Annotated in this window: 17 protein-coding genes and 1 pseudogene; 15 read left to right on the top strand and 3 right to left on the bottom strand. The window is 45.5% G+C overall.

Annotated elements, in window-relative coordinates; genetic code table 11:
* The first annotated feature begins 2 nt into the window (after positions 1–2).
* Genes HMPREF9446_RS03645 through metH form a run of 3 tightly spaced genes read left to right on the top strand, consistent with a single transcriptional unit; the run spans position 3 to position 3,846 of the window.
* The gene (locus HMPREF9446_RS03645) at positions 3–578 is read left to right on the top strand and encodes a Yip1 family protein (RefSeq protein WP_009124068.1); all 576 of its coding nucleotides are present in this window, start codon (positions 3–5) and stop codon (positions 576–578) included.
* Positions 579–586: 8 nt separating this feature from the next.
* On the top strand, positions 587–1,039 hold the full coding sequence (smpB, locus tag HMPREF9446_RS03640; RefSeq protein WP_009124067.1) for an SsrA-binding protein: 453 nt from the start codon (positions 587–589) through the stop codon (positions 1,037–1,039).
* 44 nt (positions 1,040–1,083) lie between these two features.
* Complete coding sequence (metH, locus tag HMPREF9446_RS03635; RefSeq protein ID WP_009124066.1) at positions 1,084–3,846, top strand: methionine synthase; 2,763 nt, start codon at positions 1,084–1,086, stop codon at positions 3,844–3,846.
* Here metH and HMPREF9446_RS03630 read toward each other — a convergent pair.
* Positions 3,843–5,225: an MltF family protein gene (locus HMPREF9446_RS03630; RefSeq protein WP_009124065.1), complete on the bottom strand. Its 1,383-nt coding sequence runs from the start codon at positions 5,223–5,225 to the stop codon at positions 3,843–3,845. The two genes, metH and HMPREF9446_RS03630, sit on opposite strands and share 4 nt — an antisense overlap.
* A 22-nt stretch (positions 5,226–5,247) precedes the next feature.
* The gene (udk, locus tag HMPREF9446_RS03625) at positions 5,248–5,859 is read right to left on the bottom strand and encodes a uridine kinase (RefSeq protein ID WP_009124064.1); all 612 of its coding nucleotides are present in this window, start codon (positions 5,857–5,859) and stop codon (positions 5,248–5,250) included.
* A gap of 103 nt (positions 5,860–5,962) precedes the next feature.
* On the opposite strand from udk, the gene HMPREF9446_RS03620 reads away from it, so the two are divergent.
* The 10 genes and pseudogenes from HMPREF9446_RS03620 (at position 5,963) to HMPREF9446_RS03575 (ending at position 17,046) form a co-directional block, all read left to right on the top strand.
* Positions 5,963–6,262, top strand: a complete 300-nt coding sequence (locus tag HMPREF9446_RS03620) for a Dabb family protein (protein WP_009124063.1) — start codon at positions 5,963–5,965, stop codon at positions 6,260–6,262.
* Between the two features lie 55 nt (positions 6,263–6,317).
* On the top strand, positions 6,318–8,342 hold the full coding sequence (locus tag HMPREF9446_RS03615) for a protein-disulfide reductase DsbD family protein (protein WP_009124062.1): 2,025 nt from the start codon (positions 6,318–6,320) through the stop codon (positions 8,340–8,342).
* Positions 8,343–8,404: 62 nt separating this feature from the next.
* Positions 8,405–9,064 (top strand): chloramphenicol acetyltransferase, encoded by a 660-nt coding sequence (locus HMPREF9446_RS03610; RefSeq protein ID WP_009124061.1) that lies wholly within the window; start codon positions 8,405–8,407, stop codon positions 9,062–9,064.
* Positions 9,065–9,399: 335 nt separating this feature from the next.
* Positions 9,400–10,380, top strand: a complete 981-nt coding sequence (locus tag HMPREF9446_RS03605) for a GntR family transcriptional regulator (protein WP_009124060.1) — start codon at positions 9,400–9,402, stop codon at positions 10,378–10,380.
* A gap of 69 nt (positions 10,381–10,449) precedes the next feature.
* Positions 10,450–12,222, top strand: a complete 1,773-nt coding sequence (fucI, locus tag HMPREF9446_RS03600) for an L-fucose isomerase (protein ID WP_009124059.1) — start codon at positions 10,450–10,452, stop codon at positions 12,220–12,222.
* 23 nt (positions 12,223–12,245) lie between these two features.
* Entirely contained in the window at positions 12,246–13,400 is a 1,155-nt protein-coding gene (fucO, locus tag HMPREF9446_RS03595) for a lactaldehyde reductase (protein WP_009124058.1), read from the top strand.
* A gap of 83 nt (positions 13,401–13,483) precedes the next feature.
* Positions 13,484–13,579: pseudogene (locus HMPREF9446_RS18595) on the top strand (class II aldolase/adducin family protein); the annotation flags it as partial.
* Positions 13,576–14,958 carry a rhamnulokinase gene (locus HMPREF9446_RS03585; protein ID WP_009124056.1) on the top strand — a complete coding sequence of 461 codons (1,383 nt, stop codon included), beginning with the start codon at positions 13,576–13,578 and terminating at the stop codon, positions 14,956–14,958. The pseudogene HMPREF9446_RS18595 and the gene HMPREF9446_RS03585, both read left to right, overlap by 4 nt.
* Before the next feature lie 13 nt (positions 14,959–14,971).
* A complete protein-coding gene (gene fucP / locus HMPREF9446_RS03580; protein WP_009124055.1) occupies positions 14,972–16,291 on the top strand; it encodes an L-fucose:H+ symporter permease in 1,320 nt (439 codons plus the stop codon).
* A gap of 74 nt (positions 16,292–16,365) precedes the next feature.
* Positions 16,366–17,046 carry a DUF2490 domain-containing protein gene (locus HMPREF9446_RS03575; RefSeq protein WP_009124054.1) on the top strand — a complete coding sequence of 227 codons (681 nt, stop codon included), beginning with the start codon at positions 16,366–16,368 and terminating at the stop codon, positions 17,044–17,046.
* A 25-nt stretch (positions 17,047–17,071) separates the two neighbouring features.
* Here HMPREF9446_RS03575 and HMPREF9446_RS03570 read toward each other — a convergent pair whose 3' ends face one another.
* Entirely contained in the window at positions 17,072–18,187 is a 1,116-nt protein-coding gene (locus tag HMPREF9446_RS03570; protein WP_039968404.1) for a DUF4421 domain-containing protein, read from the bottom strand.
* Positions 18,188–18,360: 173 nt separating this feature from the next.
* Here HMPREF9446_RS03570 and HMPREF9446_RS03565 point away from each other — a divergent pair, with 173 nt between their 5' ends.
* Both HMPREF9446_RS03565 and hisG read left to right on the top strand, forming a co-directional pair.
* Positions 18,361–18,852 (top strand): PaaI family thioesterase, encoded by a 492-nt coding sequence (locus HMPREF9446_RS03565; RefSeq protein WP_039968488.1) that lies wholly within the window; start codon positions 18,361–18,363, stop codon positions 18,850–18,852.
* A 299-nt stretch (positions 18,853–19,151) separates the two neighbouring features.
* A complete protein-coding gene (gene hisG, locus HMPREF9446_RS03560; protein WP_009124051.1) occupies positions 19,152–20,003 on the top strand; it encodes an ATP phosphoribosyltransferase in 852 nt (283 codons plus the stop codon).
* Positions 20,004–20,038: the final 35 nt, after the last annotated feature.

The following is a 20,038-nucleotide window of genomic DNA, read 5'->3' as shown; positions in this document are numbered from 1 at the left end:
ATTTGAACTACAAAGAATTATTTCATATAGCTCTACAACTGATTTCCTCTCCGGCTCGTGCCTGGGAGGAAATTCGTTTGGAAGAGGATAGGCGAAAGGTGTTTACTTCTTTTGTTTATCCTATGATTGGTTTATGCGGGTTGTCCGTCTTCATCGGTTCCTTGTGGACGATGGGATGGGGTGGTCCGCAAAGTTTTCAATATGCCATGACACAATGTTGTGCCGTGGCTGTATCCTTATTTGGAGGATACTTTTTGGCAGCCTATCTGATAAATGGGTTGCGTGTCCGTATGCTGATGACGGACAGTGACATACCATTGACGCAACAATTTGCCGGGTACGCATTGGTCGTACTCTTTGTGCTTAAAATCATCATAGGCATCTTGCCGGATTTTAGGATTATCTCTTGGTTGCTTCAATTCTATATTGTTTATGTAGTGTGGGAAGGAAGTGCAAAAATGATGCAAGTGGAAGAAAAAGACCGTTTGCGCTTTACTATTCTTTCTTCTATTTTGTTAATAGCTTGTCCGACGGCTATTGAATGGATATTCACTAAGCTGACGGTAATGCTGAACTGATTTGATTTATGAAACAAGCTCCTGTAAATATAAAGAATAAGCGTGCTACGTTTGACTATGAACTGATAGACACCTATACTGCGGGTATTGTACTCACAGGTACGGAAATCAAGTCTATCCGTTTGGGTAAGGCAAGCTTGGTCGATACTTTCTGCTACTTTGCCAATGGTGAGTTATGGGTGAAGAATATGCATATCGCCGAGTATTTCTATGGCTCATACAACAACCACAATGCACGCAGGGAGCGCAAGCTTCTCTTGACTAAAAAAGAATTGGAGAAGTTGACACGTGGTTCCAAAGATCCCGGCTTTACTATTGTTCCTGTGCGTATGTTCATTAACGAGAAAGGGTTGGCGAAAGTGGTGGTAGCCCTTGCTAAAGGTAAAAAACAATATGACAAGCGCGAATCTTTGAAGGAAAAAGATGACAAACGCGATATGGCGCGTATGTTCAAAAGATGAAAATAGGGATTAATTCCTAATCCTTTCCCTAACCCTTATATACAATGGCTTCTATTGAAAAGTTGGTGCGTGAGCGCATCCTTATCCTTGACGGTGCCATGGGCACTATGATCCAACAATACAACTTGACGGAGGAAGATTTCCGGGGGGATCGCTTTTTGCGTATCCCGGGACAGTTGAAGGGAAATAATGATTTGCTCTGCTTGACCCGTCCGGATGTAGTACAGGATATCCATCGCAAATACTTGCTTGCAGGTGCGGATATCATTGAAACCAATACTTTTAATTCTACGCGTGTCAGTATGGCGGATTACCACGTGCAAGAGTATGTGCGTGAAATAAATCTTGCTGCTGCCGGACTGGCACGCCGGATGGCCGATGAGTTCACGGCTCTTACTCCCGGCAAACCCCGTTTTGTGGCAGGTTCCGTAGGACCAACCAACAAGACCTGCTCCATGAGTCCTGATGTGAATAACCCTGCATATCGTGCTTTGACATACGATGCGCTTGCGGCTGATTACCGTGAACAGATGGAAGCTCTGCTGGAAGGTGGGGTAGATGCACTGTTGGTCGAAACAATATTTGATACCCTGAATGCTAAGGCTGCCGTTTTTGCTGCGACGCAGGCAATGGAAACTACCGGAATCCGTGTACCGTTGATGCTTTCCGTGACAGTTTCCGATACGGTTGGACGTACACTTTCCGGCCAGACGTTAGAAGCTTTTCTTGCTTCCGTGCAGCATGCCGATGTTTTTTCGATAGGGCTGAACTGCTCTTTCGGCGCCCGTCAGCTTAAACCATTCCTAGAACAACTTGCCCGTCGTGCTCCTTACTATATAAGCGCTTATCCCAACGCAGGACTGCCCAACAGTCTGGGAAAATATGACCAGACACCGGCTGACATGGCACATGAAATAAAGGAATACATTCACGAAGGCTTGGTAAATATCATTGGGGGGTGTTGTGGAACTACCGATGCTTACATAGCTGAATATACGGCTTTGGTGGAGGGAGTTACTCCTCATGTACCTGCTCCGAAACCGGAGAACCTTTGGCTTTCTGGTCTTGAACTTTTAGAGGTCAGGCCGGAGAATAACTTTGTGAATGTGGGCGAACGTTGCAATGTTGCCGGTTCACGCAAATTCCTGCGTCTGATTAATGAGAAGAAATATGATGAGGCCCTCAGTATTGCCCGTCAGCAGGTTGAGGACGGTGCACAGGTCATCGACATTAACATGGATGACGGTCTGTTGGACACCCGGACTGAAATGATTACCTTTCTTAATCTCATAGCTTCAGAACCTGAGATAGCGCGGGTGCCTGTCATGATAGATTCCTCCAAGTGGGATGTTATCGTTGCCGGGTTAAAATGCCTGCAGGGAAAGTCCATCGTCAATTCCATTTCTTTGAAGGAAGGTGAGGAGAAATTTCTGGAACATGCCCGTACCATCCAGCAATATGGCGCTGCCGTTGTGGTGATGGCTTTCGATGAGAAAGGGCAGGCGGATACCTTTCAACGTAAGATTGAAGTCTGTGAACGCGCTTACCGTCTTTTGACGGATAAAATCGGGTTCAATCCTCATGATATTATTTTTGATCCGAATGTGCTGGCCGTAGCTACAGGCATGGACGAGCATAATAACTATGCTGTCGATTTTATTAAGGCTGCCGGTTGGATAAGAAAGAATCTGCCCGGTGCGCATGTCAGTGGAGGGGTGAGCAATCTTTCATTCTCGTTCCGCGGCCATAACTACATCCGCGAGGCCATGCATGCCGTGTTCCTTTATCATGCTGTTCGCGAAGGGATGGATATGGGCATTGTCAATCCTGCCACTTCCGTACTTTATACGGATATTCCGGAGGATATTCTGGAGCGCCTGGAAGATGTGGTCTTGAATCGTCGTCCCGATGCTGCGGAACGTCTGATAGAAACCGCCGAGCGTTTGAAGGCAGAAACTGATACCGCTAAAGCATCCGGCAATGTACGGCATGCAGTCCAGTCCCAGCTTTCTTGGCGGGAGAACGCCACGGTGGAAGAACGCTTGAAATATGCTTTGACCAAGGGTATCGGTGATTATCTGGAAGAAGACTTGGCTGAGGCTCTGGAGCAATATGCGAAGGCAGTGGATATCATCGAAGGCCCACTGATGGCAGGCATGAACCATGTCGGTGATTTGTTCGGTGCGGGTAAAATGTTCCTTCCACAGGTTGTGAAAACAGCACGTACCATGAAGAAGGCGGTGGCTATCCTGCAACCGGTCATAGAATCGGAAAAGCAGGAAGGTTCTGTTTCTGCCGGAAGAGTATTGCTTGCTACCGTGAAAGGTGATGTTCATGATATAGGCAAGAATATAGTTTCTGTAGTGATGGCTTGTAATGGTTATGAAATCATAGATCTCGGAGTGATGGTGCCTGCCGAAACTATTGTACAGCGTGCCATGGAAGAAAAGGTGGATATGATTGGTCTGAGTGGCTTGATTACCCCTTCTCTGGACGAGATGGTGCATGTGGCTCTTGAACTGGAGAAGTCCGGTCTGGATATACCTCTGTTGATAGGTGGTGCCACTACTTCACAGTTGCATACGGCATTGAGGATTGCTCCGGTTTATCATGCTCCGGTAATCCATCTGAAAGATGCCTCGCAAAATGCGGCAGTTGCGGCGAAGCTGATGAATCCCGAATCGAAAGAAGAATTGAGCGAGGAATTGAATGAAGAGTACCGGCGCCTGCGCGAGAAGAACAGTGAGCGGCAGGTTAAAACAGTTTCTCTTGAAGAGGCTCAAAAGAATAGGCTGAATTTATTTTAATGTTTTATTTTTTTCTTGTACTGGTCGAAGCGTGATGTGATGTCCCTTACAAAGTTGTAGGTCTCTATACCACGGAAATAACCGTTTTTGCAGACTGGGTCGGAAAAGTATTCTTCGTTGCTTTTCAGCAGGATGAAGTTTTCTACATTGTCCCGCCAAGTGTACTTGTCTTTACCGTACTTTTCTGCCAATGCCATGGCGTCCTGCACGTGTCCTATCCCTGAGTTGTAGGATGCCAATATAAAGTTGATGCGCTCTTCTTCGGGAACTTTGGCAAAACTTCTGGCTGTGGCGGCTATGTATTTGACAGCAGCTTTTATGCTTTCTTCCGGGTTCTGTTCCTTCCCTGCGGGAACTCCCATGGCACGTGCGGTGCCCGGCATCAGTTGCATCAGTCCTCTTGCGCCTGCCCAAGATACAGCGGTGCTGTCAAAATTAGATTCTGTATAGGCAAGGGAGGCAAGCAACCGCCAGTCCCAGTTGATTTCCGGTGCGTATTTCTTGAATAAATCATCGAAATGGGAGATTTTACCTTCCCGTAAAGAAAGAATCGGAGAGTGGGGAATAGCCTTGCTGATTTCAAAATAACGCTTCATGCTGGCTGTATAGGCTGGTGAGGTCATGTTTTCTTCATGCCATTTGTTGGCGGCGGCAGCTAGTTTGGGACAATTTTTGCGCACGGCCCATGATGCGCGTTGGTCAAAGCTGATGGACAGTCCGATATTCAGATTGGGATAATACGTGGTGTTGAGTTGGGCAAGGTCGTTGTCGGCTACGGTATAGGGGATTTTCCCTTGTGATACCTGGGTTATCAGGTCTTCCATGCTGATGCTGTCATTCGTGACTTTATGGATATGGATACCGCCTCCCAACTCTTCGTCCAGATTGACCAGCCGATTATAATACTTTCCGGGTTTTACATAGACATCCTTGCCTATCAGTTCGGTCACGTCCTTCAGAGGCTTGGTACGTCCGCCTGCCCGTTGGACTATTACTTGGTGGGTAATGACCTCTTCTCCGCAGTAAATCAGGCTGTCCTTCCACTCTTTGGTGATAGGCAGGTTGTAAGCAATCAAGTCTCCTTTGCCTGCCAACAGCTTTTCGATGAGTTCATGCACATTTCTTGCAACCTCTATTCGGAGCTTTACTCCCAGGCTGCTGGCAAACTGTTCACTCAATTCATACTGGAATCCCATGTCCTGCCCGCGGTAGATAAAGTAGGAGGTAGAACTATATAAAGTCAGTACCACCAATTCTCCACTATCTTTTATTTGCTGCAAGTCGTCACCTGCCTTTTCTTTTTCCGCACGATGACTTCCGCCGCATCCCAAGATGCAACACAGGAAAATAACGAGAAGGATCGGCTGTCCGTATTTCATCTGCTCGCGGCATTACTGATTGTCAATTGCCCAAATGCTTCTTTATATACATTGTTAAAATGTCGATAGCCACCTGGTTGTTTCCGCCTTCAGGCACAATGAGGTCCGCATATCGTTTGCAGGGCTCAATGAATTGCTGGTGCATGGGCTTCAGGATGCGTGTATAGCGTTCCATTACTGCCTCGGCAGTGCGTCCGCGTTCTACCACATCGCGTTGTATGACACGGATCAATCGTTCATCCGGATCTGCGTCAACAAATATTTTAAGGTCCATCATGCTGCGCAGCTTCTTGTCACATAAGGCAAGGATTCCTTCGATGATGATGACTTCGCGCGGTTCGATATGGATGGTTTCGGGCTGGCGGGTACAAGTGAGATAGGAATAAGTGGGCTGTTCAATGCTGTTTCCCTCACGCAATGCTGCAACGTGCTTGGAAAGAAGGCTCCATTCGAAAGCATCCGGATGGTCGAAGTTTATGTTTTGCCGTTCTTCTACAGGAACGTGGCTGCTGTCCTTATAGTAAGAATCTTGTGGTAGCAGTACCACTTCACCGGCCGGCAGGCTCTCGATAATTTTGCGTACGACGGTGGTCTTTCCCGAACCTGTTCCGCCTGCAATTCCTATTATTAACATCCGTTTAAGTGTATTATTGAAACAAAACTTGTACTTTTGCACTTGTTAAAAACAACTGCTTCAGCTGACAAATATAGACATAAATCATTTAAATAGCAAAGTTATGGTAAAGCACATTGTATTATTTAAGCTTAAAGATAACGCTCCGGCTGACGAAAAGTGGGCGGCGATGAATAATTTTAAGAAAGCAATCGAAGCGCTTCCCGTTAAAATATCCGTGATTCGTAAGATTGAAGTCGGATTGAATATCAATCCGGGAGAGAGTTGGAACATTGCTCTTTATAGCGAGTTCGATACATTGGAGGATGTAAAGTTTTATGCGACGCACCCCGATCATGTGGCTGCGGGCAAATTGATTGCTGATGTGAAAGAAAGCCGTGCTTGTGTGGACTATGAAGTGTAGTTCTGCTTGCATCGGACTGATAGTTGATAATTAATAATTAATATTTTAAGAAGACGTGAAGAAAAGTGTTTTTTCTATTTGGCTGTTGCTTCTCACTGTGGTGGCACAGGCGCAGATACATGACCCCGTTAAGTTTAAGTATGAGCTGAAGACTTTGTCGGCCGGTGAAGCGGAGGTCGTATTTACCGGAACTGTTGAAAAGGGGTGGCATGTCTATTCTACGGATTTGGGCGACGGCGGTCCTATCTCGGCTACCTTTAATGTTGAGAAACTGTCGGGAGCGGAACTGATAGGTAAGTTGAAACCGGTAGGTAAGGAGATTTCTTCATTTGACAAATTGTTTGAAATGAAGGTGCGTTACTTTGAGAATACTGCCCAGTTCGTGCAGAAGTTGAAGTTGACCGGTGGCGCCTATCAGATAGAAGGTTATCTGGAATATGGTGCATGTAATGATGAAAATTGTTTGCCACCCACTCAAGTGCCGTTTAGTATCTCTGGCAAGGGAGAGGGGACGGCTAAAGAAGATGCTGTGGGAAACAAGGCTGAAGGACAGTCTGCGTCACAGGAAGTTGCCGCTGATACAGCATCCGTTGCCGTGATCGGCGGTGCGGATGTTCCTACGGGAATCAATGTGGGAGGTGGGACAGACCTTTGGAAGCCGGTTATCAATGAACTGAATTCTTTGGGTGAAACGACTTCCCAGGAAGATATGTCATGGATTTATATCTTTATTACAGGATTCGTCGGTGGATTGTTGGCGCTGTTCACTCCTTGTGTATGGCCTATTATTCCGATGACGGTCAGCTTCTTCCTGAAACGTAGTAAAGATAAGAAGAAAGGTATCCGTGATGCTTGGACATACGGTGCGTCCATCGTGGTGATTTACGTGACGTTGGGGCTGGCTATTACACTTATATTTGGTGCCAGTGCATTGAACGCACTCTCTACGAACGCAGTATTCAATATCTTGTTCTGCTTGATGCTGGTAGTATTTGCCGCTTCTTTTTTCGGGGCGTTCGAAATTACGCTTCCTTCCAAGTGGAGCAATGCTGTGGATAGCAAGGCCGAAACGACGGGAGGATTATTGAGCATCTTCTTGATGGCGTTTACATTGTCTCTGGTATCCTTCTCCTGTACAGGTCCTATTATCGGTTTCCTTTTGGTACAGGTTTCCACAACGGGCAGTGTGGTGGCTCCGGCTATCGGCATGTTGGGCTTTGCCATTGCTTTGGCGTTGCCGTTTACCTTGTTTGCGCTGTTCCCGTCCTGGTTGAAGTCAATGCCTAAGTCAGGCGGTTGGATGAATATTATCAAAGTCAGTCTGGGATTCCTGGAACTGGCATTTGCTTTGAAGTTCCTTTCGGTTGCCGACCTGGCCTACGGATGGCGTATTCTTGATCGTGAAACCTTCCTTGCTTTGTGGATTGTTTTGTTCGCATTGCTCGGTTTCTATCTGTTGGGCAAAATCAAGTTCCCCCACGATGATGATGATACCAAAGTCAGTGTGCCGCGCTTCTTCATGGCTATGGCCTCATTGGCGTTTGCGGTTTATATGGTTCCCGGTTTGTGGGGTGCTCCGCTGAAAGCAGTCAGTGCTTTTGCGCCGCCTATGCAGACTCAGGACTTCAACCTCTATAACAACGAGGTACATGCCAAGTTCGATGATTATGATCTCGGTATGGAGTATGCCCGTCAGCACGGTAAGCCTGTTATGTTGGACTTCACCGGTTACGGTTGCGTAAATTGCCGTAAGATGGAGCTTTCTGTATGGACAGATTCAAAGGTGAGTGATATCATTAATAATGATTATGTACTCATCACGCTTTATGTTGATAACAAAACTCCACTTTCTTCTCCGGTGAAGATTATGGAGAATGGCACGGAGCGTACTTTGCGGACGGTGGGCGACAAGTGGAGCTACTTGCAGCGTGTCAAGTTCGGAGCCAATGCACAGCCTTTCTATGTGTTGATTGACAATGAAGGCAAGCCGCTCAACAAATCCTATTCTTACGATGAAGATATTCCTAAGTATATAGATTTCTTGCAGACCGGATTGGAGAATTACAGAAAAGAGAAATAATAACAGAAGAGGAGGATGCTTTGTTAGGAAGCATCCTTTTTTATAAATGTCCTTTTACATACATGAAACATATCATTGACATTGAAAATTGGGAACGTCGGGACAATTACGGTTTCTTTCGTGGATTTGTAAATTCGTGGTATTCTGTTACTACGGAGATTGACTGTACGGAAGCGAGCGTTGCGGCCAGAGCTGCAGGGCATTCTTTTTTTCTTTATTATCTGTATGCCGTGTTGCGTTCGGCCAATGAAGTGGATGAATTGCGCTTTCGCGTAGACAAGGAAGGGCAGGTCGTCTTTCATGACCGGGTAGATATCATCTCTCCCATAGCCGTTCCGGGGAAAACTTTCTATACGGTGCGTATTCCTTACCATGAGGATTTTCAACGTTTTTATTCCGAGGCTCAGGCGTTGATTACTGATATTCCGGAGGATGGTGATCCTTATGCGGCGGAAAAGAAACTGGCGGAGCAAGGAGATTATGATGTAGTGCATTTAAGTGCGGTTCCGAAAATGTATTTCACGTCAACGACCTATACGCTTGCCGAGGCGGGCAATGCTTGCAGCCATCCATTGATGACTGCCGGGAAGGTGGTAACCCGTGAGGGACGTCTGGTATTTCCCCTTTCCATTTACGTGAACCATGCTTTTGTGGACGGTTCGCATCTGTCGTTGTTCTTCCAGAAGATAGAAGAGCACTTGAAGAGAATTTCCCGAAAATAAATAAATGATTATCCGCAATATTATCCCTATGCCACTCTTCCATATTACGGCACATCAGTGCAGCGGGGAAACGGGATACGTGTATAAGGCTTTTAATGCCATCTCACTATAGGACTGAGATGGGTAGATGCGGTGAAAGAATAAGGATGGGCCATGACAAGAGCTTATTACATGAGCCATGGCCGATGTCCTGTAGTTTGCCATGCTAAGTTATGTTATAAAACATGCAAATGTTTATTGCTGATATTAAATAAATTACCTTTCTTTGTGGCAGGATGGTTCAGCACGGTTTGCGAATCACCGGTTACTGTGATATCTAATTTGTTAATCTTAGCATGAAAGTGGCGTTCGGACAACAGACTACCAAAGTCAAGCAATTGGCGGATCTTATCAGCCAGGATATCTCGATGGGAAAATACAAGGTGGAGAACGCCTTGCCTTCCATCAATCGGTTGAGTCAGGACTATAAGGTATCCAGAGATACTGTTTTCAAGGCCTTTATTGATTTGAAAGAACGTGGAATCATTGATTCTACTCCGGGAAAAGGATACTTTGTGGTAAATAGGCAAAAGAATATCCTGTTGTTGCTTGATGAATATTCTCCATTCAAGGACACGCTCTACAATAGCTTTGTCAAACGTCTTTCCACTAAATATAAAGTCGATTTGTGGTTTCATCAATATAATGAATCATTGTTCAATACCATAATCCGTGATTCCATAGGCAGATACAATAAGTATGTGGTGATGAACTTTGACAATGAGAAGTTTTCTCCTTATTTATATAAGATTGACCCGTCACGTTTGTTGTTGCTTGATTTCGGAAAGTTTGATAAAAGGGAATATTCATATATCTGCCAGGATTTTGGAGAATACTTCTATCGGGCCATGTCACAATTGTCTGCCAGGATACAGCACTATCAAAAACTTGTCCTGTGCATTGCCAAAGGAAGTAAACATCCGGAGGAGACAAGTGAATATTTCAAGAGATATTGCATGGACTGCCATGTGGATTATAGCGTGATGGAAAATATGGACGAGTTGGAAGTGCGTCCGGGAGAGGTATATATAGCTGTTCGCCAAGTAGATGTGGTGGAGATAGTAAAAAAGAGCCGGATTGCCGGGCTCACCTGCGGAATGGATTTCGGATTGATAGCTTATAATGATACTCCTGCCTATGAGGTGATTGACAAAGGCATAACTGCCATGAGTATCGATTGGAGGAAAATGGGAGCCATGACAGCGGATTTTATTCTTTCGGGTAAACGAATACAAGTTTATTTGCCGATTGAAATCCATTTAAGAGGTTCCTTGTAGTTCTTTTTTTAAAGTAATGAATTCAGCATAGTTCGGTATAGTTTAATTTATTAACTCAATAGAAATAGTATGAAAAAGTATCCTAAAATCGGGATTCGTCCCACAATTGACGGTCGTCAGGGAGGCGTACGCGAGAGTCTTGAAGAAAAGACCATGAATCTGGCTAAAGCTGTAGCCGAATTGATTTCAGGTAATCTGAAGAATGGCGATGGAAGTCCCGTAGAATGCGTCATTGCCGATGGTACCATTGGACGTGTGCCCGAAAGTGCGGCTTGTGCCGAAAAGTTTGAACGCGAAGGGGTAGGGGCTACCATTACTGTAACTTCATGTTGGTGCTATGGTGCCGAAACGATGGACATGAATCCTTACTATCCGAAAGCAGTTTGGGGATTCAATGGTACGGAGCGTCCGGGAGCCGTTTATCTGGCAGCTGTATTGGCTGGGCATGCTCAAAAGGGGTTGCCTGCTTTCGGTATTTACGGACGTGACGTACAAGATTTGAATGATAATTCCATTCCGGCAGATGTCGCCGAGAAACTTTTGCGGTTTGCCCGTGCCGCACAGGCTGTAGCTACCATGAGAGGAAAATCTTATCTTTCTATGGGCAGTGTGTCTATGGGTATTGCCGGCTCCATTGTCAACCCCGATTTCTTTCAGGAATATCTGGGCATCCGTTGTGAATCTGTTGATTTGACGGAAATCATCCGCCGTATGACTGAAGGTATTTATGATAAGGAAGAGTTTGCCAAAGCCATGGCATGGACAGAAAAATATTGCAAGAAGAACGAAGGCAAGGATTTCAATCTTCCGGCAAAAACAAAAACTCGTGAAGAGAAAGATGAGGACTGGGAGTTCATTGTGAAGATGACCATCATTATGCGTGACCTTATCCAAGGCAATCCGAAACTGAAAGAGATGGGCTTTAAAGAAGAGGCGCTCGGACATAATGCGATCGCTGCCGGATTCCAGGGACAACGCCAATGGACGGATTTTTATCCGAACGGTGACTATTCCGAAGCGTTGTTGAACACTTCTTTCGATTGGAACGGTATTCGGGAAGCGTATGTCGTTGCTACTGAAAATGATGCTTGCAACGGTGTTGCCATGTTGTTTGGCCATCTGCTGACCAACCGTGCGCAGATTTTCTCGGACGTACGTACGTATTGGAGCCCCGAGGCCGTGAAACGTGTAACGGGTAAGGAACTTACAGGACTGGCTGCAAACGGTATCATCCATCTGATTAACTCCGGAGCTACCACACTGGATGGAACCGGGCAACAGAGTAATGCCCAGGGAGAGCCTGCCATGAAACCTCATTGGGAGATCTCTGAAGAAGAAATGGAGAAATGCCTGGAAGCTACTACCTGGTATCCTGCCAATCGTGACTATTTCCGTGGCGGCGGTTTCTCCTCGAACTTTTTGTCAAAAGGTGGAATGCCTGTGACGATGACACGCCTGAACCTTGTCAAAGGTCTTGGCCCTGTGCTTCAGATTGCCGAAGGATGGACAGTGGAAATTGATCCGGAGATTCATAAATTGCTGGATGAACGTACTGACCGTACCTGGCCCACTACCTGGTTTGTGCCCCGCCTTTGCGATAAACCCGCCTTTGAAGATGTATATTCGGTGATGAACAATTGGGGAGCCAATCATGGTGCCATCAGCTATGGGCATATAGGTAAAGATCTGATAACGTTGGCTTCTATGCTCCGCATACCGGTTTGTATGCATAATGTGGACGAGAAGGATATATTCCGTCCGGCGGCATGGAATGCTTTCGGCATGGATAAGGAAGGTGCCGATTACCGGGCTTGTGCTACTTACGGTCCTATTTATAAATAATTCTGAGATAAAATAGAAGAGTCATGATAAACAGATTCATATTGAACGAAGTGTCTTACTTCGGACCGGGAGCACGTGAAGTGCTCCCTAAAGAAATCGCTCGTCTGGGATTGCGCAAGGCATTTGTAGCTACGGACAAGGATCTTATAAAATTCGGCGTGGCCGATAAAGTGTTGGATGTATTGAGAGCGGCGGGCATTCCATACGAAGTGTTTAGTGAAATCAAACCGAATCCTACGGTTGGCAATGTGAAGGCCGGAGTAAAGGCTTTTGCGGCGTCGGGTGCAGATTTTATATTGGCAATAGGTGGCGGTTCGTCCATTGATACATCGAAAGCCATCGGGATTATCACAAATAATCCCGATTTCTGCGACGTCGTTTCTTTGGAAGGTGTTGCGGATACCAAAAAGAAGTCTGTTCCTATTATTGCGCTTCCTACTACAGCCGGGACAGCTGCTGAGGTGACCATTAATTATGTGATTACCGATGAGGAGAATCAGAAGAAGATGGTATGCGTCGATCCTAATGATATTCCGGCGATTGCCATTGTAGATGCCGAACTGATGTACTCGCTCCCTAAAAGTTTGACTGCTTCTACAGGGCTGGATGCGTTGACTCATGCCATTGAAGGTCTGATAACGAAAGGGGCTTGGGAAATGAGCGATATGTTCGAGATTAAAGCTATTGAAATGATAGCGCGTTATCTGGAGACTGCCGTCAATGAACCTTCCAATGCCGAAGCACGCAATGGTATGGCTGTGGCACAATATATTGCCGGAATGGCCTTTTCCAATGTGGGACTGGGTGTGGTGCATGGCATGGCACATCCGCTGGGAGCCATTTTTGATATTCCGCATGGCGTGGCAAACGCGTTGTTGCTTCCGGTGATAATGGAGTTCAATGCTCCTGCGGCGCTCGACAAGTATGTGGATATTGCCAAGGCCATGAATGTATATCAACCGGGGATGAATCGGGAAGAGGCAGCCGGTGCCGCCGTTGCGGCAGTGAAATCGCTTGCTGTACGTGTAGGTATACCTCAGCATTTGTCAGAGTTGGGTATCAAGGAAAAGGATTTGGAACGTTTGGCTGAATCTGCTTTCGCTGATGTATGTACTCCTGGCAATCCGCGTGAAGTGTCCAAGGAAATTATTCTCGGACTTTATAAGAAAGCTTTATGATCACTATAGAACAAATTAAAGAATTTGTATCTCAGGCCCACCGTGTGGGTGTCGCCGGGCTGACGGTTTGCAATAGCGGTAACCGCGTCATCACCCAGTCAGAAGGTGATTATACAGTACTCACACAGGAGGAAATAGATGATCTTGAAACTTACATTTTAGGTAAAAGAACTAAATGAATAACACATATTTAGCTGTGGACTTCGGAGGGGGAAGCGGTCGTGTAATGGCCGCTTCCATCCACCGGGGAATACTGAAGCTGGAAGAGATTTATCGTTTTCCGAACAGGCAGGTTCGTATGGGAAATCATATCTATTGGGACTTTTTGGCCTTGTTTGAAGAAATGAAGACGGGAATTCGCCAAGCGGTCCGTAGAGGGTATTCTGTCAGGAGTATAGGCATTGATACCTGGGGAGTGGACTTTGGTCTGATTGACAAAGAGGGTAATTTGTTGGGAAATCCGGTTTGCTACCGGGACTCCCGGACGGACGGGTTGCCCGAAGAATTTTTTGACGGTCCTGCACTTTCGGCTCATTATGCGGAAACAGGTATTCAAGTGATGGCTATCAATACGCTTTTCCAGCTTTACAGTATGCAGAAAAAAGGTGATGCGCAACTTGAGGTTGCCGATAGGTTGCTGTTCATGCCCGATCTTTTCAGTTACTATCTGACCGGTGTGCCCAACAATGAATACTGTATTGCTTCCACCTCGGAATTGTTGGATGCCCGTACACGCACTTGGAACCGCACTTTGATTGAATCTTTAGGTTTGCGGCAATCGCTTTTCGGTGAAATAGTGATGCCTGGAACCGTACGGGGAAAGCTGAAAAAGGAAATATGCGAAGAATTGGGAGTATCCGAAGAAGTGGAAGTTATTGCAGTGGGTTCACATGATACTTCGAGTGCTGTTTTTGCAGTTCCTGAAGCAGGCAAGAACAGGGCTTTCCTCAGTTCGGGTACTTGGTCGTTGCTGGGGGTGGAATTGGACGAGCCTATTCTTTCGGAGGAAGCCCGTAAAGCCGGTTTTACAAATGAGGGTGGAGTCGGTGGAAAGATCCGCTTCTTGCAGAACATTACCGGATTGTGGATGTTGCAGCGGCTTATCGCTCAGTGGAAAGAAGAAGGTAAGGAGACCGATTACGAATATTTGATGACAACGGCCGAAAAATCCGAGATCACTTCGGTGATAGACGTGGACGACAAAGCTTTTCAGAGTCCTATGGATATGGAGGCCGCTATCGCCGGATACTGCCGGAAGCATGGATATCAGGTACCTGCTTCGCAAGGAGAATGTGTACGTTGTGTCTTGCAGTCGTTGGCACAGCGCTACAAACAGGGAATTGAACAATTAAACCGTCTGTTGCCTGCTCCGGTAGAACAGTTGCATATTGTAGGAGGAGGCTGCAGGAATCATTTGCTTAATCGGCTGACTTCTGAAGTAGTGGGGATTCCCGTATATGCTGGTCCTGTGGAGGCTACAGCTATCGGAAATATTCTGGTACAGGCTCTGGCGGCAGGAGAGATAAAGGACCGTAACGAGATTAAAGAAATCATTTAAATGAACTTTCACCATGAATAACATAAAGAAAACTACTATAATGAGTAAAGATGGCGTAAGCTATCTGATACCTTTCATTTTGATTACAAGCTGTTTTGCTCTTTGGGGCTTTGCAAACGATATTACCAATCCGATGGTGAAAGCCTTTTCTAAAATCTTTCGGATGAGCGTTACGGATGGTGCATTGGTGCAGGTTGCCTTTTATGGCGGTTATTTTGCGATGGCTTTTCCTGCGGCTATGTTTATCCGTAAATATTCTTATAAGGCGGGTGTGCTCTTGGGGCTGGGTTTGTATGCCCTTGGCGCTTTCCTGTTCTTTCCTGCTATGCTGACGGGTAGTTATTATCCGTTCCTGATAGCTTATTTCGTATTGACTTGCGGACTGTCTTTCCTTGAAACCAGCAGTAATCCTTACATCCTTTCTATGGGGACAGAAGAAACAGCTACCCGCCGGTTGAATTTGGCGCAGTCGTTCAATCCGATGGGATCATTGCTTGGTATGTATGTAGCGATGAATTTTATCCAGAATCGTCTGAACCCGATGGATACGGTTGAACGTAGCCAGTTGGCTGCCGCAGATTTTGAGGCGGTACGTGATTCGGACTTGAGCGTGCTGATCGGTCCTTATCTTGTTATTGGCATCATTGTTTTGCTTATGCTTTTTTTAATTCGCATGGTAAAGATGCCAAAGAATGCGGACCAGTCTCATGAAATAGATTTTTTTCCTACGCTGAAACGTATTTTCCGTATCAAGCATTACCGGGAAGGGGTCATAGCCCAGTTCTTTTATGTAGGTGCACAGATTATGTGCTGGACATTTATCATACAATATGGTACCCGTTTGTTTATGGCGGATGGTATGGAAGAAAAGGCGGCGGAAGTACTGTCACAGGAGTATAATATTATAGCGATGATTATCTTCTGTTGCAGTCGTTTTATATGTACATTTATTTTGCGCTATCTCAGTCCCGGACTGTTGCTGAAAGTGCTGGCCATCGTTGCCTGCTTGTTGACAGGAGGTGTGATAGGCTTTCAGAATATCTGGGGTATGTATTGTTTGGTCGGAGTATCCGCTTGTATGTCGTTGATGTTCCCTACGATTTACGGAATTGCATTGCAGGGCTTGGGCGATGATGCTAAATTCGGAGCTGCAGGATTGATCATGGCGATTCTGGGTGGATCTGTATTGCCTCCTCTTCAGGCAAGTATCATTGACCAACATACATTGCTGGGCATGCCTGCAGTGAATTTATCCTTTATATTGCCTCTTATTTGTTTTGTGGTAATCACCATATACGGACATCGTTCGTATGTAAGACAGAAATGCAAATAAGTAGGAACTTCTCATGTATTACAGATTTATTACAGAATTAATCTGTAATTTTGTACTTTTAAATCTGTATAAATATGATGTATTCGACAAATAGGATAGAACCATCTTCTTTCGGAAGGAAAATTTGCGGCTGGTTTGCCGGACTGCTGTTCCTGTGCCAATGTACAGTGCATGCGCAGGAGAAGGACTTCACCACTTGGACAAATGTCGGCTTTACTTATGGGGTAAGGCCGGCATTTGATGTATCCGGAGGATTGGAATGGCGGACGAAGGATGATTTGGGTATGACAGACCGTTGGGGAATGGATATAGGGGCTTCCTATAAACCATTGCCTTTTTTGAAACTTGGTGCAGGATATGAGGTGCATTACCGCAACCGGGGTGAGGACGGGTGGAAATTCCGTCATCGCTACCGGGTGGACGGTACGTTTTCCGCACGTGTACAGCGATTGAAGATATCCTTGCGTGAGCGTTTTCAACATACTTTCGACGGTAATGGAGATGAATTCCGTTTGCGTTCCCGTGTAAAGTTAGCCTATGACACTCCTGGGTGTAAGTTAGAGCCGTATGCATCGGTCGAGATGTACAGCGGGTTGAACCGTGGCGAGCATTTTGATGTGCAGCGTATGCGCTATCGGGGAGGTTTGGCATTTCCATTGTCCAGTCATTGGGAAGCGGATGTATTCTATTGTCGCCAGTGGGAGCGGGATAAGCGGAAAGACATTGTAGGTGTGGAATGTTCTTATCGTTTTTAAGAAGCAAGTCGAAGCTGTTGCCGGGTTATTTTGATTGAATCGGTTTGGTTTTCCGGTGTTCCTTTTTCAGATAGAAGTTGAAGCCGGCATATACTTGCAGGGTACCGAAGCCATTGTTCAAGGAAAAATTGTTCCGGTAATAATCATACGTCCTGCCAAGGAACGAGGTGCCTATGAAATATTTGCTGTTATTGTAAACAATGCCTGCCCGTACGATAAAGTCTATATTGAAATTTTTGTACCAGTCTTTTTTTTCATTTTCTTCTTTCTCTATTTGGGATGTCTTATATGCGATGGACGGATTGAGCGACAGGCACGCAAGGCAGTTGCGTGCGAACACCCAGTTGTAGGCATAGCCGAAGTTCAGGCTGATATTGGTGTATTTGATATGCTTTACTTTCATGCCGGGATTCATGTTTTCTTGGATAATTGCAGGAAGTTTGGTGTAATCAAAATTCAGGTTGTGTGTGGATGTGGAAAAGCCGGCAATGAATGAGCCTGCATTGCGGCGTTGGTTGGTGGACTGGCTGAATGCCGCCGGATAGGAAAAACGACGGTTGTTGAAAATGTAATATAGGTTCAGACCTTTCATCCTCACTTTCAGTCCGCTGAAATCTTCAGAGTAATTTGAAGGAATGTCCTCGGAGAATCCTGTAACCTTGTCTATCCTGTAATTATTGCCGGTGCGGTGGTAGAAGATGTCCACTCCTATCTTGGAACTGTAAAGGCTGAGGTCGAATTCCGTTCCTCTGTCCTTTCCGCTTTTCTTTCCGTAGAGTCCGTCCGTATCGATAGCCCATCCCAGAAATATCCAGCGCCAGCCGAAATAAACTCCGATTTTATTATGAGGTTTGGGCGAGAAACTGAGGCGCTGGGGGGTGGGAGAGGTATTCTTGACGGAATAATACTCGTAATTCGTGAAATGATCGAGCATCAGGGCATAGTTATACCGGTTGGGGCTTATATAGGTCGTATCGAAATCACTGAAGTTGAGAAACTTCTTGATTGTTTCGACAAAGCCCCGTTGCCGGGCTGTAGGGGCAATGCTGTCATGCATGAGAGAATCTTTCACTTCGTCTTGGGCAAACAAAGAGAAAGGTAGGCATATTATCCATAACCAACCGATACCCCTTTTCAGCATTACTTCTATTAAAAATGAGTTTTTACAATTAATCATTTTAGGTCTCTTGTATGAACGAAGATAAGGAAAATGCCGTAAAAAGGAAAGATAATGGAGTGTTTTTTTTGTTCCGTCTTATTATGCTCTTGATTTTGTGCTATCTTTGTCTCATTGAAGAATCAATAGAAACAGTTATGAAGAAGATTATCAATCCATGGAAAAGTATGGAAGGCTACAATTGCTTCGGTTGCTCTCCCGATAATGAAGCCGGTGTAAGAATGGAGTTTTATGAGGACGGTGACGAGATAGTGAGCATCTGGAAACCGCGTCCTGAATATCAAGGATGGCTGAATACGTTGCATGGTGGCATCCAGTCGGTATTGTTGGATGAAATATGTGGTTGGGTAGTATTCCGCAAATTGCAAACCGGTGGGGTGACATCGAAGATGGAAACGCGTTTCCGCAGATCCATTTCAACGGAAGATACACATGTCGTATTGCGTGCTTCCCTCCGTGAACAAAAGCGTAACATTGCCATAATAGAGGCTCGTCTGTACGATAGCGCCGGAGAACTTTGTACGGAAGCTACCTGCACTTATTTCACCTTTCCGAAGGAGAAGGCTGAAAAGGAAATGTATTTCCATCATTGTGACGTAGAACCGGAAGAAATATTGCCGTTGATTTAGTTCTTTCTTATAAGATTATTGGTCGTTTGCAATGAATTTGAAAGAAAAAGTGAACTTTTTGTGATAAATCCTTGGAAGTTCCGAACGAAACGTTTACTTTTGTCGCATTAAAATAAAGAATATGAAGAATATCGTAGCACATCATTATCATCATCATCCTGACGAATAACTCGGTGGGCGTATGAGTGTATGTGTATAACGTAGAACATAAAGGACGAGGCTTACCGATTATCGGTGAGCCTCGTTTTTTGTTTTCTGTCTTCAAGCAAAACGGTAAATCATAACTAACAAATAACCTTATGTTAAGAATTGCAGTACAAGCTAAAGGGCGTCTCTACGATGAGACAATGTCATTTTTGGAGGAATCGGATATTAAACTGAGTGCCATGAAACGTTCGCTGCTGGTACAGTCTTCGAATTTTCCTTTGGAGGTGTTGTTCCTGAGGGACGATGATATTCCCCAGTCTGTGGCAACCGGAGTTGCCGATATCGGTATCGTGGGCGAGAATGAATTTGTAGAAAAAAAAGAGGATGCGGAGATTGTAAAGCGGTTGGGTTTCAGCAAATGCCGTTTGTCATTGGCAATGCCGAAGGATATTGAATATCCTGGTGTGACTTGGTTTGAAGGAAGGAAGATTGCCACCTCTTATCCCGGAATCCTTTCTGCTTACTTGAAGGAACAGGGAGTGAGTGCAGAGATCCATGTTATCACCGGTTCTGTGGAAGTGGCGCCGGGCATCGGTCTGGCAGATGCCATTTTTGACATTGTGAGTTCGGGTTCCACATTGGTAAGCAATCGTCTGAAGGAAGTGGAAGTGGTGATGAAGTCAGAAGCCTTGCTGATTGGAAACAAGAACATGAGTGAGGAGAAGCTGGAGATCTTGCGGGAGCTCCTTTTCCGTATGGATGCTGTAAAAACGGCTGAAGACAAGAAATACGTGCTGATGAATGCTCCCAAAGATAAACTGGACGAGATAGTCAGCGTTCTTCCGGGCATGAAGAGTCCTACAGTGATGCCGTTGGCACAAGAGGGATGGTGCTCTGTGCATACGGTATTGGATGAAAAATGTTTCTGGGAGATTATAGGCAAGCTGAAAGCGTTGGGAGCGGAAGGAATATTGGTGCTGCCTATTGAGAAGATGATTCTTTAAAAGATAATTCAAGAATAACTTAACGAAGACCCCAA

It is taken from the genome of Bacteroides fluxus YIT 12057 (assembly GCF_000195635.1).
Taxonomy (GTDB): Bacteria; Bacteroidota; Bacteroidia; order Bacteroidales; family Bacteroidaceae; genus Bacteroides; species Bacteroides fluxus.
The sequence above is the reverse complement of the archived record's forward strand: the minus strand, read 5'-3'. Positions and strand labels throughout refer to the sequence as shown.